This window comes from Aquaspirillum sp. (genome assembly GCF_055136605.1).
Genome location: NZ_JBSQVP010000026.1, coordinates 16,733 through 33,681, shown reverse-complemented (window position 1 = coordinate 33,681; position 16,949 = coordinate 16,733). Strand labels below are relative to the sequence as shown.

Sequence of the window (16,949 nt, the reverse complement as noted above, 5' to 3'; positions counted from 1 at the left end):
GTCGCTGCCGCCCGCGCCGCCCACGCCCATGACTTTATTTTGCGATTGCCTCAAGGCTATGACTCACTGGTGGGAGAACGTGGTCAGGCCTTATCCGGCGGCGAAAGACAGCGCATTTCGATTGCGCGTGCCTTGTTAATCAATCCAAAAATTCTGATTTTGGATGAAGCCACCGCTTCGGTGGATACCGAGACCGAAAAAGAAATTCAAAAAGCTTTGGATAATTTGGTGAAAGGCCGTACCACCATCGCCATTGCCCACCGCCTATCGACGCTACGGCAGGCAGATCGCCTTGTGGTGTTAGATCGTGGGGAAGTGGTGGAAGTGGGGCAGCACGATACCTTGTTGGCTCAACAAGGGCATTATTTCCGTCTTTATCAAGCCCAAGCCAAATTAAATGAAGAAGCCCATGCCAGCTTACAGGGCACCACCGAATAACCTAGGAAAGTCATCATGATGCACGATCCTTCGATTGCTGATTATCTAGCGCTCGATTTTGAGTTAAACCGTAATAATTTTGGTCAGTTGGTCCTGACCACCAATGATGAACAAGTGCATATTGGTGTCGTGCCGGTGCGGGCGTTTCCGATTGAAGCGCCCGACGAGGGCATTTCTTTGGTCAGCAGTGATGGCCATGAATTGGTATGGATTGAACGCCTGACCATGTTGCCGCCGCGCTTACGCAGCTTGGTATTAGAAGAGTTGGCACAACGTGAGTTTATGCCGGAAATCCGGCGCCTGTTGGCGGTATCGAGCTTTGCCACGCCTAGCACGTGGCAAATTGAAACAGACCGAGGCACAACAGAGTTAACATTAAAAAGCGAAGATGATATCCGCCGTCTTGGTCGCCACCATCTTCTGATTAGCGACCGCCACGGGGTGCAATTTCTGATTCGCGACCTCAATCAACTTGATCGCCATAGCCGTAAATTATTAGATCGCTTTTTCTAATGGAGTTGTTTCTGTAATGAGTTTGTTAGAAACCTTACCCGCTACGTTGTATTTTGAAGATTTTGAAGTAGGGATGGTATTCACCAGCCCTACCCGCACCACTTTGAGCGAGGCAGACATTATCGCGTTTGCACAGCAACATGACCCACAACCGTTTCATACCGATCCGATTGCCGCTAAAACCACGTTTTTTGATGGTTTAGCCGCCAGTGGCTGGCAAACCGCATTGGTTGCGATGCGGCAGTTTGTCGATATGCTGGCTCATCGTGTCGCCGGTGGTTTGATTGGGATGTCGATTGACCAATTACGTTGGCCGCGCCCAACGCGGCCTGGTGATACCTTACAAGCCAGTGTGGAAATTTTGGGCAAGAAAGCCTCTCGTTCAAAACCCGGATTTGGCAGCATTCAGCTGCGTTGGGTGGTACACAACCAACATGGCGAGTTGGCCATGTCGTTAGAAAACTCGATTTGGCTACCTTGCCGTCCACAGTCTTAATCAGTTTGTCGGCGGCGGCGGAGCAAAACCAATACCGCACCACCGCCGGCATCTTCACAAAACGCCAAAACTTCTGGATGTCGCGACAACCACTGTCGCACCAAAGGCTTTAACACCGGCGCACCAACTGCCGAACCCATCCCCAAACCGTGAATCACCCGTACCGCTTGACCGCGTTGTTGTGCCAAAAACAAAAAGGTCAACAACCGTTCTTCCGCCTGATGACGGCTTGCCCCATGCAAATCAATCTCGGCCACCACCGGCCAATGCCCTGCTCGTAATTGACGCAATACCTGATGTTGGATACCCGTTCGCAAAAAGTGTGGCGGCACTGTTTCGGCATCGAAATAGTCAAACGCATGTGCCATTTCAGCATGAGAAGCAGGAATCGGTGAATGAACCGGACATTGGCGAGGATGCGGTGAGGGGCGTGGAGATGGATGCTGTACCCGTGGTTCAACCGCCAACGGCACAACATCAGCAAATAACTGTCGAAACTCAGGCTCAGGAGGCGGCGGCGCGACGGGCGGAGGAGAGGGGGAAAGGCGCACAGCGCGCAGCGCCGCTTTGAACGGAGAATAGGCCACTGTGCGCTTGACCATTACGCCGAAGCAAGCCCATCAAGATAGCGTTCGGCGTCCAGTGCCGCTTGGCAACCGGAGGCCGCCGAAGTAATCGCTTGGCGATAGATATGGTCTTGCACATCACCGGCGGCGAAAACACCGGGTAAATTGGTGGCCGTGGCTTGGCCTTGATGACCGCCTTGGGTCACGATATAGCCATTTTCCATCGTCAGTTGATCGACGAATAAATCAGTATTGGGTTTATGCCCAATCGCAACAAAGACCCCAGCCAAATCCAGTTGTTTGGTGCTGTCATCTGCGGTAGAGCGTAAGCGAACACCCGTTACGCCGGAAGCATCGCCTAACACTTCATCTAAAGTATGGTTCCACTCAACAGTGATTTTGCCTTCGGCCACTTTCTGCATCAGTTTATCGGCCAGAATTTTTTCACAACGGAATTTATCGCGGCGGTGTACCACGGTCACATGATCGGCAATATTCGCCAGATACAAGGCCTCTTCCACGGCTGTATTGCCGCCACCAATCACGGCCACTTTTTGTTTCTTGTAGAAGAACCCGTCACACGTCGCACATGCCGACACCCCCTTGCCTTTGAAGGCTTCTTCCGACGGTAAACCCAAATACTGCGCTGAGGCACCGGTGGCAATAATCAGGGCGTCACAGGTGTACTCCCCTTGGTCACCGATCAGGCGCATCGGCTTTTCAGTCAGTTTTGCGGTATGGATATGGTCGAAAATAATTTCAGTACCAAAACGCAAGGCATGTTTTTCAAATCGTGCCATCAATTCTGGCCCCATCACACCGTCGGCATCGGCTGGCCAGTTATCAACATCGGTGGTGGTCATCAGTTGGCCGCCTTGCGCCATGCCGGTGATAATCACTGGATTGAGATTAGCACGAGCTGCATACACTGCAGCGGTATAACCCGCTGGGCCAGAGCCGAGGATAAGAAGGCGTTGATGGCGAACTTGAGTCATGGCGAAATCCATTTCTTGGCAAATAAAACATCAGAAAAACAGCTAGGATGCCGATATGGGGCTAGAAGATCGGGCTTAAAGCCCCTATTCTGGAACAGAGGCCGATCATTGTCGTTTCACCGTTAACCAAGGGATGTGCAGCATGAATACCATCGATACCCAAACCCAAGCCATGAATGTTCTCGATCCAGCGCCTTCTCCTGCATTGAAAAAGGCGGCGGAAAACCAAGAACAGGTTGCAAAACAAGTTCAGGTGCAAGCACAACAAGAAGCTGAACCGAAAAAACCAGACAACCCTAACATTGGCAGCAATATCAACTTGAAGGCCTAACACGTCGACAACCTCGCCACGGCATTGGCAAAGAAAAACGCGGGAACAACCCGCGTTTTTCTTTTTATGTCGCACCGAATTAAACGGCTTGCTCGCCCATCTCGCCGGTACGAATCCGTACCACTTGCGCCACATCGAACACAAAAATTTTACCGTCACCAATTTTACCGGTGCGGGCACTGTTCACGATGGCTTCGATGGCCTGCTCTAATAAATCGTCAGCCAGCACAACTTCAACTTTCACTTTTGGCAGAAAATCCACCACATATTCTGCACCGCGATAAAGCTCGGTATGGCCCTTTTGCCGACCAAACCCTTTTACCTCGGTTACGGTTAAACCATTGACACCCAACGCAGACAGGGCTTCACGCACCTCATCTAATTTGAATGGTTTGATGATCGCTTCGATTTTTTTCATGACCTACTCCTCAATAAATGATACAGCCTGCCTCAGCCATGGCTGAAGTGTGGCGGGTTTTCAGGTATTATGAACGCCTTTTTTCGATCCGTGTGTGCGAGTCTCGCCATGTCCCCGATTCTGAAGCTGCGCGGTCGCGCTGCCCTTTCCCCTTTTCGTTTAGAAAAATTACTGGCTAGTGCCCGTGAGGCCAACCTACCTGAGCTGACGCTTGCCGCAGAATTTTGGCATTTTGCCGAAGTTACAGCGCCGCTGACAGCGCAAGAACAATCCACCTTAGAAAAAGTGTTGGATTATGGTGATTATCCTGCGCTAGCCACGCCAACAGCCGATGCGCAATTATTTTTAGTTCTACCCCGCTTAGGCACCATTTCGCCTTGGTCTTCTAAGGCCAGCGACATTGCTCGCCTGTGTGGTTTAGAAAAAGTGAAACGTCTCGAGCGCGGCATCGCGTTCTGGATTCACGCTGATACACCACTTGATGCTGCGACAACGCAACAACTGACAGCATTGCTGCATGATCGCATGACTGAGCAAGTGGTCTCCGACTTGAATGCCGCTGACGCTTTGTTTACTCACATCGCGCCAGCCCCCCTCGCGCATGTCGATATTTTACAGGCTGGTCGCGCCGGTTTAGAACAAGCCAACCGTGAAATGGGTTTGGCTTTGTCTGAAGATGAAATCGATTATCTGCTCGATAACTTCACCCGTTTGGGCCGTAATCCAAGCGATGTTGAGCTGATGATGTTTGCACAAGCGAACTCGGAACATTGCCGCCATAAAATTTTCAATGCCGATTTTATTATCGATGGCGAAGCACAAGCGAAAAGCTTGTTTGGGATGATCCGCGACACCCACAAGGCGTGGCCACATGGCACACGCGTGGCGTATTCAGATAATTCCTCGGTGATTGATGGTGCAACCATCGACCGTTTCTACCCACAGCCGAACACAGCGGCTTATCGCTATCATCACGAACCCACCCATATCATTATGAAGGTGGAAACGCATAACCACCCAACGGCCATTTCACCGTTCCCCGGTGCAGCAACAGGTTCTGGCGGTGAGATTCGTGATGAAGGGGCCACCGGTCGTGGTTCACGTCCGAAAGCAGGCTTAACCGGCTTTACCGTATCGAACTTGAACATCCCACACTTCAAACAGCCGTGGGAATATTACAGTGCCGACCAAAGCGAATACGGCAAACCCGGCCGGATTGCCTCTGCCTTAGACATTATGATTGAAGGCCCGATTGGTGGCGCAGCGTTTAACAATGAATTTGGCCGCCCTAATCTGACTGGTTACTTCCGTACCTTTGAGGAAGAATTCCAAGGTCAAATGCGCGGTTATCACAAGCCAATCATGATTGCAGGTGGCTTGGGCAATATCCAAGAACAGCAAATTGAAAAAGCCGATATTCCGCTTGGTGCACTGGTGGTGCAGCTTGGCGGCCCCGGCTTATTGATTGGTTTAGGCGGGGGTGCCGCTTCGTCAATGGACACCGGTGCCAACAGCGAGAATCTGGATTTTGACTCGGTACAACGTGGTAATCCAGAAATTGAACGCCGTTGTCAGGAAGTGATTGACCGTTGCTGGCAGTTGGGCGGTGATAACCCTGTGTTATCGATCCACGATGTCGGTGCCGGTGGTCTTTCTAATGCCTTACCCGAAATCGTACACGGTAACGGTCGCGGTGCCACTATTGCCTTGCGTAACATCCATATTGAAGAATCGGGAATGAGCCCGATGCAAATTTGGTGTAACGAATCGCAAGAACGCTATGTTTTGGCAGTCAAACCTGACGCCATCGATACCTTCCGTGCGTTGTGTGAGCGTGAGCGTTGTCCGTTTGCCATCCTCGGTGTGACCGACGATAGCGGCCAATTGATCGTGCGTGATGATTTATTCGATAACCGGCCAGTGGATATGCCGCTGGAAGTGTTACTCGGTAAACCACCGAAAATGACTCGCCAAGTCAATCGCCAAGCACATCAACCGAGTGTGTTTGATGCCTCTCGTTTTGATTTGCGCGAATCGGCCTACCGCGTATTGCGTCTGCCAACCGTTGCCAGCAAAAACTTCCTTATCACCATCGGTGACCGTACAGTGGGTGGGATGACTGCACGCGATCAGTTTGTCGGGCCGTGGCAAGTGCCGGTGGCAGATGTGGCAGTCACTACCATGGGCTTTAACACCTATTTAGGTGAAGCGATGGCAATGGGTGAACGTACCCCAGTGGCGTTGATTGATGCCCCAGCTTCAGGCCGGATGGCAATCGGTGAAGCAGTCACCAACTTGGCAGCGGCTTATGTCGGTGATTTGGGCGAGGTCAAGCTCTCTGCTAACTGGATGGCGGCGGCAGGTCATGGCGCAGAAGATGCCAAACTGTTCGATACAGTGAAAGCGGTATCTGATTTGGCACAAACGCTGCGCTTGTCGATTCCGGTCGGCAAAGATTCGCTGTCGATGAAAACTGTCTGGCAAGAAGAGGGTGAAACCAAATCTGTTGTCGCGCCGCTGTCTTTGATCGTGTCGGCCTTTGCGCCGGTCAAAGATGTCCGCTGCACCGTAACACCACAGTTGCAAGCCGACAGCGATACCGATCTGTTGTTAATTGATCTTGGCAATGGCCGTTGCCGCTTAGGTGGATCGGCCTTGGGTCAGGTGTGGAAATCCGTTGATGGTTTAGCACCCGATTTAGACCAACCCCAACAGCTCGCAGCCTTATGGCAAGGCGTGCAAAGTCTGCTGGCAGACCAGCTGTTACTGGCCTATCACGACCGTTCTGATGGTGGCTTATTCGCTACCCTCGCTGAGATGAGCTTCGCTGGTCATTGTGGTATTGACATTGATATTGATGAATTGGTCATTGGCCGCAAACAAGCGCAAATGGTCAATGATGACTTTATCCAAGCAGACCCTGCCTCGGCAGAATACGCCCGCGTCATCCGTGTGTTGTTCAACGAAGAATTAGGCGCGGTCTTACAAGTCAAAAAAGCGGATACCGCCAAGGTATTAGAACGCTTACAACAAGCCGGCTTGTCACGCGAAGTGTATGTATTAGGCAGCCCAAGCCAAGATGATAAGCTGACCTTCCGTCGTGGCGAGCTGCAGTTGTTTGCAGAATCACGTGCTGAGCTGCAACAAGTGTGGGCCGAAACCAGCTACCGCATTCAACGGCTGCGCGACAATCCTGCTTGTGCTGAAAGCGAATTCTTGTTGTTAAGCGATAAACAAGATCGTGGCTTATTTGCTGAATTGTCTTTCAACCCAGAAGATAACCCTGCCGCACCGTTAATCAATGTTGGTGCCCAACCGCGCATTGCGATTTTGCGTGAGCAAGGGGTCAACGGCCAGATTGAAATGGCAGCCGCCTTTGACCGTGCCGGTTTTGCAGCAGTTGACGTTCACATGAGCGACATCATCGCAGGGCGGGTGTCTTTGCAAGATTTCCAAGCCTTGGCTGCCTGCGGTGGTTTCAGTTATGGCGATGTGCTGGGTGCGGGTGAAGGATGGGCAAAGTCAATCTTGTTTAACCCACAAGCCCGTGCTGAGTTTGAGGCCTTCTTTGCTCGTCCAGATGTGTTAGCCCTTGGCGTGTGTAATGGTTGCCAGATGATGTCTAATTTGAAAGAGATCATCCCCGGTGCCGAGCATTGGCCGAAGTTCTTGCGTAATGTATCGGAACAATTCGAAGCACGGTTTGTGATGGTGGAAGTCGCCGACAGCCCATCATTGTTCTTCCAAGACATGGCCGGCAGCCGCTTGCCCGTGGTGGTCAGCCACGGTGAGGGTCGCGCCACCTTTAACAGTGCCGAGCAACAAGCGCAGGCACAGGTGGCAATGCGTTACATCGATCATCAAGGCCAAGCCACTGAGGTATATCCACGCAATCCAAATGGTTCGCCACAGGGGATTACGTCGGTGACGACTGCTGATGGCCGTTTCACCATCATGATGCCACACCCAGAACGGGTGTTCCGCAGTGTGCAAAACAGCTGGTATCCATCCAGTTGGGGTGAAAATGGTGCATGGTTCCGCATGTTCGCCAACGCCCGCGGTCATTTTGGTTAATCATTCCCCACCAAGAAAAAACAGCGCAGCATGATGTTGCGCTGTTTTTTTGTCATGTATTAGACCTAGTTATTCTTCCTGATAACATGCTATTCTCTTTATGCATAACAAGAATTTTTCTGTTGATAAAGAGGTGAAGCATGACGTATCAGTTTTCTTATGGTGGCCACAGCTACGAGTTAGTACCCACTGCCAAAACGTGGTCTGAAGCCAAAACCGCCGCTGAGGCCAGCCAAGGCTATTTGGCGATGATTGAATCACAGGCCGAAAATCAGGCCATTGTGAATGCCATCAGTGCCTTGAACCTGTCCTTTCCCACCGCAGAGGATGGCGGCGGGGCGGCTTATGTATGGCTTGGCGCCAGCGACCGCGTGACCGAAGGGAATTGGCTGTGGGTTAATGGCAGCAATGTCAGCAGTGGCTATCAAAACTGGGGCAAGGGCAGTTTGGGCACCGAACCAGATGACTTTGGTGGTGCTCAAGACAGTTTGGCCTTGGGCATGGGCAAATGGCCAGCGCCCACAGGGGGGATTGGTGAGTTAGGCCAATGGAACGATGTCAACAGTGATAACAAACTGTATTACTTAGTTGAGAAAAATAGTACCAGCACCGTGCATACTGGTGGGTCAGGTATCGATAGCAAAACCTTTAGCAAAGCGTTTTCTCAGTACACAGTAACACGCGACGGTACAACACTGACTGTTACCAGCAGTGAAAGCACAGAGAAACTGGTGTCGTTTGAACGATTGGTATTCGCCGATCAAAAACGCGCTTTTGACCTTGATGGCAATGCAGGAACTGTTGCCAAAATTCTGGCGGCGACGTTTGGTGCCGAATCGGTCAAGAATGCTGGGTATGTTGGCATTGGCTTGAAGTTCTTAGACGAAGGTGGCAATGCAACCCAACTGGCAAAATTGGCAATTGATGCACGAGTTGGCGTGAATGCAAGTGCTAAAACGGTGGTAGAAACCTTGTATTTTAATGTTGTCGGTACCGCCCCTTCAGCTGCAGACCTCAATCATTTCCAAGGACTGTTAGACAGCGGCGCCCACAGCGCAGCTAGCCTGACTTTATTAGCCAGCGATGTGGCCAGCGGTAAAATTAACCTCACCGGATTGGCACAAACAGGCTTAGAATTTGTGTAATTCCAACTAGCGCAACCAAAAAGAGGATGTCACCATGACATCCTCTTTTTTTCATGCTTACAAACCTGCGGCACTAAACCCTTGTTCTAACCTTGCTACGGCTTGTTCTGGTGCATGAAGCTTATCTAAACCAAACAGGCCAATGCGGAAAGTCCGGAAGTCAGGGCCTTCATCACATTGTAACGGCACCCCTGCGGCAATTTGCACCCCCGCCGCGATCAGCTTTTTACCTGTTTGAATGTCAGGGTCGGTGGTGTAACTCACCACGACACCGGGAGCTTGGAAACCTTCGGCCGCAACACTGGGGAAACCACGGGCCACTAAGAAAGCGCGCATCTGACGACCCAATTCTTTTTGCTCTTCGCAAACCTTAGCAAAACCATAGGCCTCAGTTTCTAACATCACATCACGGACAGAAGCCAAAGCATCCGTTGGCATCGTCGCATGATAAGCATGGCCCCCTTGTTCAAAGGTTTCCATGATTTGCAGCCATTTTTTCAGATCACAGGCAAAACTTGTACTTTGTGTGGCCTCAATGCGCTGGCGAGCGAGTTCGCTTAGTACCACAAAACCGGCACATGGCACCCCACTCCAGCCCTTTTGCGGTGCACTGACCAACACATCCACACCCGTTGCCGCCATATCAACCCAAACCGTCCCCGATGCGATACAGTCCAACACCATCATGCCACCCACGGCATGTACCGCATCCGCGACGGCTTTGATATAGCTATCTGGCAAGATCATGCCGGATGAGGTCTCAACATGAGGTGCAAACACAACAGCGGGACGTTGTTCGGCAATCGTTGCCAGCACCTCTTCTAGCGGAGCAGGTGCAAACGGCGCTTGTGCACCTTCACCTTGTTGTCGGGCTTTTAAGACGGTACAAGCGGAAGGAATCGAACCGGCTTCAAAAATTTGCGTCCAACGGTAACTAAACCAGCCATTACGAATCACCAAACACGGTTGGCCAGTCGCAAACTGCCGCGCCACCGCTTCCATCGCAAACGTACCGCTACCCGGCACAATCACTGCGCTGTGGCCGTGATAGACTAATTTTAAAATACGAGAAATATCACGCATCACACCTTGAAAGCGTTGTGACATGTGATTCAAAGCACGGTCGGTATACACCACAGAATATTCCAGCAAGCCATCTGGATCGGGATGAGGCAATAGAGCAGGCATGAGATCTCCTAGACGCTTCAATAAAAGCGTTAAGCATAACGACAAGCGCGCAGCCTTGCTAGCGGCAGCTTGGTGATAAAACAGAAAGGTGAAAAAAATGAGTTTTAGAATTGGACAAGGATGGGACGTACACCGGTTGGAAGTTGGTCGCCCGCTGATTCTTGGTGGCGTCCACATTCCCTATGAAAAAGGCTTGGCTGGACACTCGGATGCCGACGCGCTGTTACACGCCATCACCGACGCGCTGTTGGGCGCAGCAGGTTTAGGCGATATTGGACGACATTTCCCAGATACTGACGCAAAATATGCCGGTATGGATAGCCGCATTTTATTGCGCGAGGCATATCAGCGTGTGTTGGCGGCTGGCTGGGTTTTAGCCAACCTCGATTCAACTATTATTGCACAAGCGCCAAAAATGGCCCCACATATTGGACAGATGCGAATCAATATCGCCGCCGACCTAGGTGTTGAACCAGAACAAGTGAATATTAAGGCCAAAACCTCGGAAAAACTCGGCCATTTAGGTCGTGGAGAAGGCATTGCCGCTGAGGCAGTGTGTTTATTAACCGCAAAGCCACGCCCAAGCTTACAGCGCAAAACACAATAAGCTGCCGCTTGTGGGATAATTGGCTAATAGTCGCCCATTCACTCAGGAATAATGTCATGGATCAAAATACGCTCAAACGCAACGCTGCCCTAAAAGCCCTCGATTTTCTGCCCGAGAAGCCGTCTATTATTGGCGTTGGCACCGGTTCAACCGTCAACTATTTTATTGATGCTCTGGCACAACAACGCGATCGTATCGATGCGGCCGTGTCAAGCTCAGTCGCCAGTACCGAACGCCTCAAAGCAGCTGGAATTCAAGTATTAGAGTTAAATGCCGTGGGTGATATCGCCCTCTATGTCGATGGGGCAGATGAAATTAACCATCACATGCACATGATTAAAGGGGGTGGCGGTGCATTGACCCGTGAAAAAATTGTGGCAGCCGCTGCAGAGACCTTTGTTTGTATTGCCGATGAATCAAAATACGTCAGCAAATTGGGAGAATTTCCTGTCCCTGTCGAAGTGATTCCAATGGCGCGTAGTTTGGTAGCGCGACATTTGGTCAAACTCGGCGGTCATCCTGAATGGCGGCAAGGGGTGGTAACGGATAACGGCAATGTGATTTTAGATGTTCACGGCTTAGATATTCAAAAACCGGTGGAAATGGAAGAAGCCATCAACCAGATTCCCGGTGTCGTGTGCTGTGGTATCTTTGCCCGCCGACACGCAGATGTGCTGTTGTTAGGCATGGCCGATGGCAGTGTAAAAGAGTATAAATAAACCAAAACGCACCAAACAGCGCGGGCGCAACGTGGTCGAGCAAAATTTTTGCTGCAATTCGTCAGGATTGTCACGTTTTCGTCATAGCATCCTGCTAGGGTAACGCGTTACTTTCCCCTGAATCCACACGGAAACGTTACGATGCCTGAACACATTTCTAAACAGTTCGATCTCGAACTGGAATCCATTCGCACCCGCGTGTTACAGATGGGCGGCTTGGTTGAACAACAAATTCGCAATGCTATCGATGGCTTGGCCCGTGCCGACCGCGATACATTAGAGCGTGTGATCGAAACCGATGCCCAAGTCAACTCAATGGAGATTGGCTTGGATGAGGAATGCCAGCTCATCATTGCACGCCGCCAACCTGCTGCCGTTGATTTACGGATGGTGTTGACGGTGATTAAAACCATCACCGATTTAGAGCGTATTGGCGATGAAGCGCAAAAAATCGCCCGCATGGGTCGTCTGATTCTCGATGCCGATCGTGTGCATGTGCCGCGTTTGCGTGAAATTCATAAAATGGCAGAAGTCGCGCTTTCCATGCTACGTCATGCTTTGGATGCCTTTGCGCGCTTGGATGTCTCGGCAGCGATGGATGTTGCTAAGCAAGATCGCTATTTGGATGAAGACTTCAGCGCCAGCTTGCGCCAGCTGATTACCTTTATGATGGAAGACCCGCGCACCATCTCAATGTCAATCGACACGCTCTTTATCAGCAAAGCGATTGAACGTATCGGCGATCATTCAAAAAATATCGCTGAATATGTCGTCTATTTGGTTAAAGGCAAAGACATTCGCCATTTAGCCATTGAAGATGCTGAACGTGCCGCTGGCCTATAATATTTTGTCGTTGATCGACCAGTTGTAGCGAGAAACGGGCGGCATTCAGTCGCCCGTTTTGTGTTTATTTACCAACCTTTTTGATAGAAAACGTGCCGTACCTTGTCAGCCTAATGATCAAGCCGTTTTCTCAGTGCAGGAGCATAACAGGGTGAATCAGCCGCATTTTCAAACCCTTGCTGCCGTTGATCTCGGCTCAAATAGCTTTCGCTTACAAATCGCCCGTATCGTGGACGATCAGATTTATACCCTCGATAGCCTGAAAGACACCGTCCGTCTTGGTGGGGGGTTGACCGAAGACAACTATCTGGATGAAACCACCCAAGAACGCGCATTAGCTTGTTTGGCCCGCTTTGGCGAACGCTTACGGGGTTTTAACCCTGATGCCGTACGTGTTGTTGGTACCAATACCTTACGGGTCTCTAAAAATGCCACGGCCTTTATCGCCCAAGCCGAAGCATTATTAGGTTTCCCAATTGAAATTATTGCCGGTCGTGAAGAAGCGCGATTGATTTACCTTGGCGCCGCGCACAGCCTGCCGAGCAGCCGTGAAAAGCGCTTGGTGGTGGATATTGGCGGTGGTTCGACCGAGTTTATTATTGGCAGTGGACACAAAGCCCTCCGCACCGAGAGTTTAACCATGGGCTGTGTCAGCTACAGCCGCCGTTTTTTCCCCGATGGCAAAATTGGCAAAGCCCAATTCCGTGAAGCAGAAGCCGCTGCCGGCAATAAAGTACAAACCCTAGTCCATGAATTTGCTCAAGCCCATTGGGATCAAGCCATTGGCACTTCTGGAACAGCGCGTTCCTTGCGCGATATTTTAGAAGCCAATGAAATTAGCGATGGCGAAATTACCCTCGCTGGAATGGAATGGCTAAAAGAACAGTTGATTGATGCAGGGCATATCAAGAATGTCAGTATCGAAGGACTGCGGGCAGAACGGGTACCTGTCATTTCAGGTGGGTTGGCAGTGATGTTGGCCGTCTTCCAAGGTTTAGGCATCGAACAGATGCAGGTTACCGATGGTGCACTACGCGAAGGGGTGTTGTATGACATGCTGGGCCGTCATCATCATCGCGATATGCGCGAAACCACCGTAACCCAATTCAAACGGCGCTATCATGTCGATCTGCCACAAAGTCAGCGAGTGGCAACCTTAGCCTGTCGCTTTGCCATGATGTTAAATGACGGCACAGTCAGCGATCTGGAACGGATGAAACGGATTGAATGGGCGGCTAAACTCCATGAAATCGGCCTGTCGATTGCTCACAGCAGCTATCACAAACACTCAGCTTATATCGTTGAACAAGCCGATATGCCCGGCTTTTCACGGCGCGAGCAAAAACATCTGGCGTTTTTGGTGGTCAGCCATAAAGGTTCACTCAGCAAATTGTTAAACTGGGACATTGGTGAGATTGATTGGCCAGCGGTATGTGCATTGCGTTTAGCGGTGATTTTCTCACGCAGCCGCAGCGACTTAACCTTGCCGGATCATATCGGCCTCACATTTGACGGCAAACGATTTAGTCTGTCTTTACCAGAAGATTGGTTAGAACAAAATCCCCTGACGACCAGTGCGCTACGTCAAGAAACGCAGTATTGGAAAGGTGTTGGCATGGCGTTGGCGATTAACGCTTAACCGATTCCACCCCATCGTAGCACCATCAAGTCCCTAGCCATGTGCTTAGGGACTTTTTTTATCACCAAAAAATAGCAAGCCTCGCTTTGATTACCTATAGAAACTTAATTTCTGGTATTCCAAAAAAATTTTAGCCTGAATCAAAATCCAGATTGTTCACTATGGTACAGTGCGGAAGGAAGGCGTTGTTGAATTTTAATTGATACAACTGTTTGATTTAATAGGGAGATTATTACCATGAGCGCAGCCACCCATCTCGCCAAGTTTGGCGTGAGCCTGAATGCGGCAAAACAGTTTCTTTTAGACAACCTATCACAGCCAGCACAGATTCACAGCGTGTGTAAACAATTCGGTGTGACTAATGCAATGATCGCCGAGATTGTGGGCGTATCAGAGAACGATGTGGTCGGCTTCTTCTCGAGTCGAGGGCTCAATGCGGCGGAGCTTAACGGCACCAGCCAACCCACCACAACCACATCGGTTCTGAGCAATTTCCCCGCCACCTTGAGCAGTCTCATCACCTACAACACCAATAGCGGCACACTGTCTACCGAATCTTTACGGGCGGATATCGTCAGCAAAGTGGGACAAGCCAATTACAATACCGCGTTTGGCAATTCCACCGATGCAGAGTCACAAGCTTTTGGGACTTTGATTCGTATTATGAAGTCGATTGATATAAACGAAGCCATGCAAATCAGCACCTTTGTCATGCAAAATCAAGCTGGCTTTGCCGCACAAGACCCAACTGTATTAAACAACTATCTGAATTTAATGGGGAATATCTATTCCACTCCCGCCAATCCACAACTCATTCCCGACACAGTAATCCACACCTCATTGGTTAATAGCTTTGCCCAGATGATTCAAGTTGTTGGATCAGGGCAGTCGGTTAATTGGAATGGTGTATTTGCAGGCTTTAGCGGTTTATAATTTTTGCATACTCAGCTAGAGAGATCATTTTGTTTTATCAAAAATATCGTCTCTCTAGCGCATTGAATCAAAGATGCTTTTTAAGCATGATAGATGCAGTTTGATAAAGCGCAATCGTTTTTTGTGCTTGTTGATCATGGCTATCAATAGCTCTTTCTTCTGTTCCATCAATCGCACGTTTTTTAATTTTTGCTTGAGGATGTAAGGTGACTAATTGATTGCCTCTATCAAAGAAACCCAAGGTTTGATAAGTTGACACCAATCCCCACCCTTGATCGACCTGTTGTTGTTTTAATACATCTCTTCCCATAAATTCACTGACATAGCTTATATTCAGCAATCCCAATACAGTAGGAGCCACATCAATTTGACTGGTAAGGGTACCTATTTTTTGTGGTTTGATAAAATCAGGGGCATAAATCAACATCGGAATGTGATATTTTTCTACTGGAATTTCTACTTTGCCCGCACTGGAAGCGCAATGATCTGCCACAATTACAAAAATAGTCTCTTTAAACCAAGGTTGTTTTTCTGCTTTTCTTAAAAAATCACCAAGGGCCCAATCTGCGTATTTAACCGCACCATCACGCCCGCTGCCTGATCGAATATCTATTCGATTCTCTGGATAAGTATAAGGTCTATGATTCGAAGTAGTCATAATATGAAGAAAAAATGGATTATTTTTGCTAAACAATCGATTTGCTTCATCTAAACTTGCCTGATATAACACTTCATCTGCTACGCCCCAAATCGTTTCATGAGGAATGGTATATTGACTCATATCTAAACGATCATGAACCTGATAACCATTATTAGAGAAAAATCCATTCATATTATCAAAATAACCATAGCCACCATACCAAAACTGTGATTGATAACCAGCGTGAGATAAAATGCTACCCAAAGTAGCAAAATTTTTATATTGAGGCCTTCTGACGACCGCCTGCCCGGGTGTGGGTGGAATAGACAAACTTAAGGCTTCTAAGCCACGTACGGTACGAGTCCCAGTCGCATACATTTGGGTGAATAACATGCCTTGTTGGGCAACTTTATCAAATGCTGGAGTTAAATTTTGTTTGTTACCAAACAGACCAGAAAATTCAGCAGAAAAACTCTCCATAGAAATCAAAACAACATTCTTTCTTTGCGGTTTTCCTATTGCTTTGATTTCCCGATGCATATCGCAAACATCACTGCTAATAAAATTACCATCATTTGCATCTGTGATTAAATTTCGAGCAATAGTACATGCCTGCTCATCTTTCAGCTTACTGTAGAAATCAGTATAAGGAAGTTCATTATTCTTGAAAGCTGATATAAATTGCAAAGGGCCATTATGTGAAATTTCTATCAGTTGTTGATTTGGATAGCTTGGTTCAGGTAATAGCATAAAGAAGCTAACAGTAGCAAAGGCAATGACAAACCATTTCAATGCAAGTGCACGGCTGACGTTATTCAATGCAAGCAAAGCATCTGCGTGCTTTTTAATAAAAAACAAAGCAATGATTATTGCGACTATACAAAGAGCAGCAATAATCTCTATCATTGGGTATGACTGATTTAAGTTTCCAATCACTTCGTGAGTATAAACTAGGTAATCCACCGCAATAAAATTAAATCGCACACCAAATTCTTGCCAGAACAACCACTCCGCAACACAAATAAATAACACAGAAAAAACCGATAGAAAAACAAAAGGGAAGATAAATACTAAAAATTGCTTAGAAAATCTTTTTTTGAACAAGAGAAAAATTAACACTGGAAGTGAAAAACATAAACCTACAACAATATCAACAGGAACGGCAGCTAAATTAGCGATAAATAACCAAGTCTTTTCATGTTGGCTATCAATTGATAAAGACAGTATTAATCTTAATAAGGAGAAACCGAGAGCCAACAGTAAAACAAATTGGCTAGCAATCAAAAACCTACCGTTGACTCGATCCATTGGCTAACTTTCTTACAAAAGAAGCATTTTCAGGAACAAGGTTCAAAACAACATTAAAAAAGCCGCCTTCATCAGGCGGCTTGGTCAACATCACAG

At 48.8% G+C, this 16,949-nt stretch carries 16 protein-coding genes; 11 read left to right on the top strand and 5 right to left on the bottom strand.

Annotated features, from left to right (window positions below):
• The 3 genes from ACTBZS_RS06245 to ACTBZS_RS06235 all read left to right on the top strand — a co-directional run.
• The coding region (locus ACTBZS_RS06245) for an ATP-binding cassette domain-containing protein (protein WP_463043590.1) at positions 1 to 438 on the top strand (438 nt) is incomplete at its 5' end.
• 15 nt (positions 439 to 453) lie between these two features.
• Complete coding sequence (locus ACTBZS_RS06240; protein WP_463043589.1) at positions 454 to 951, top strand: cyanophycin metabolism-associated DUF1854 family protein; 498 nt, start codon at positions 454 to 456, stop codon at positions 949 to 951.
• A 16-nt stretch (positions 952 to 967) separates the two neighbouring features.
• Positions 968 to 1,447: a MaoC family dehydratase gene (locus ACTBZS_RS06235; protein ID WP_460429562.1), complete on the top strand. Its 480-nt coding sequence runs from the start codon at positions 968 to 970 to the stop codon at positions 1,445 to 1,447.
• On the opposite strand, the gene ACTBZS_RS06230 is transcribed toward ACTBZS_RS06235, so the two are convergent.
• The gene (locus ACTBZS_RS06230) at positions 1,444 to 2,049 is read right to left on the bottom strand and encodes a Smr/MutS family protein (RefSeq protein ID WP_463043588.1); all 606 of its coding nucleotides are present in this window, start codon (positions 2,047 to 2,049) and stop codon (positions 1,444 to 1,446) included. The genes ACTBZS_RS06235 and ACTBZS_RS06230 overlap by 4 nt on opposite strands.
• Positions 2,049 to 3,008: a thioredoxin-disulfide reductase gene (trxB, locus tag ACTBZS_RS06225; RefSeq protein ID WP_463043587.1), complete on the bottom strand. Its 960-nt coding sequence runs from the start codon at positions 3,006 to 3,008 to the stop codon at positions 2,049 to 2,051. Before trxB ends, ACTBZS_RS06230 begins: the two co-directional genes overlap by 1 nt.
• Before the next feature lie 142 nt (positions 3,009 to 3,150).
• On the opposite strand from trxB, the gene ACTBZS_RS06220 reads away from it, so the two are divergent.
• Positions 3,151 to 3,339 carry a hypothetical protein gene (locus ACTBZS_RS06220; RefSeq protein WP_463043586.1) on the top strand — a complete coding sequence of 63 codons (189 nt, stop codon included), beginning with the start codon at positions 3,151 to 3,153 and terminating at the stop codon, positions 3,337 to 3,339.
• 79 nt (positions 3,340 to 3,418) lie between these two features.
• Here ACTBZS_RS06220 and ACTBZS_RS06215 read toward each other — a convergent pair whose 3' ends face one another.
• Positions 3,419 to 3,757: a P-II family nitrogen regulator gene (locus ACTBZS_RS06215; protein ID WP_460429558.1), complete on the bottom strand. Its 339-nt coding sequence runs from the start codon at positions 3,755 to 3,757 to the stop codon at positions 3,419 to 3,421.
• A gap of 108 nt (positions 3,758 to 3,865) precedes the next feature.
• On the opposite strand from ACTBZS_RS06215, the gene purL reads away from it, so the two are divergent.
• Complete coding sequence (gene purL / locus ACTBZS_RS06210) at positions 3,866 to 7,831, top strand: phosphoribosylformylglycinamidine synthase (RefSeq protein WP_463043585.1); 3,966 nt, start codon at positions 3,866 to 3,868, stop codon at positions 7,829 to 7,831.
• Positions 7,832 to 7,971: 140 nt separating this feature from the next.
• Positions 7,972 to 8,976 carry a lectin-like protein gene (locus tag ACTBZS_RS06205; RefSeq protein ID WP_463043584.1) on the top strand — a complete coding sequence of 335 codons (1,005 nt, stop codon included), beginning with the start codon at positions 7,972 to 7,974 and terminating at the stop codon, positions 8,974 to 8,976.
• A 57-nt stretch (positions 8,977 to 9,033) separates the two neighbouring features.
• On the opposite strand, the gene ACTBZS_RS06200 is transcribed toward ACTBZS_RS06205, so the two are convergent.
• Entirely contained in the window at positions 9,034 to 10,164 is a 1,131-nt protein-coding gene (locus ACTBZS_RS06200; RefSeq protein WP_463043583.1) for an aminotransferase class V-fold PLP-dependent enzyme, read from the bottom strand.
• A 97-nt stretch (positions 10,165 to 10,261) separates the two neighbouring features.
• Between ACTBZS_RS06200 and ispF the strand changes: the two genes are divergently transcribed.
• The 5 genes from ispF (at position 10,262) to ACTBZS_RS06175 (ending at position 14,905) form a co-directional block, all read left to right on the top strand.
• Positions 10,262 to 10,771: a 2-C-methyl-D-erythritol 2,4-cyclodiphosphate synthase gene (gene ispF / locus ACTBZS_RS06195; RefSeq protein WP_022653969.1), complete on the top strand. Its 510-nt coding sequence runs from the start codon at positions 10,262 to 10,264 to the stop codon at positions 10,769 to 10,771.
• 56 nt (positions 10,772 to 10,827) lie between these two features.
• Positions 10,828 to 11,490, top strand: a complete 663-nt coding sequence (gene rpiA / locus ACTBZS_RS06190; protein ID WP_022653970.1) for a ribose-5-phosphate isomerase RpiA — start codon at positions 10,828 to 10,830, stop codon at positions 11,488 to 11,490.
• A 141-nt stretch (positions 11,491 to 11,631) separates the two neighbouring features.
• Positions 11,632 to 12,333, top strand: coding sequence for a phosphate signaling complex protein PhoU (phoU, locus tag ACTBZS_RS06185; protein WP_022653971.1), 702 nt, complete (start codon positions 11,632 to 11,634; stop codon positions 12,331 to 12,333).
• Positions 12,334 to 12,484: 151 nt separating this feature from the next.
• A complete protein-coding gene (gene ppx, locus ACTBZS_RS06180) occupies positions 12,485 to 13,972 on the top strand; it encodes an exopolyphosphatase (RefSeq protein ID WP_022653972.1) in 1,488 nt (495 codons plus the stop codon).
• 237 nt (positions 13,973 to 14,209) lie between these two features.
• Positions 14,210 to 14,905 carry a hypothetical protein gene (locus ACTBZS_RS06175; RefSeq protein ID WP_463043582.1) on the top strand — a complete coding sequence of 232 codons (696 nt, stop codon included), beginning with the start codon at positions 14,210 to 14,212 and terminating at the stop codon, positions 14,903 to 14,905.
• Positions 14,906 to 14,972: 67 nt separating this feature from the next.
• On the opposite strand, the gene ACTBZS_RS06170 is transcribed toward ACTBZS_RS06175, so the two are convergent.
• Entirely contained in the window at positions 14,973 to 16,853 is a 1,881-nt protein-coding gene (locus tag ACTBZS_RS06170; protein WP_463043581.1) for an LTA synthase family protein, read from the bottom strand.
• Positions 16,854 to 16,949: the final 96 nt, after the last annotated feature.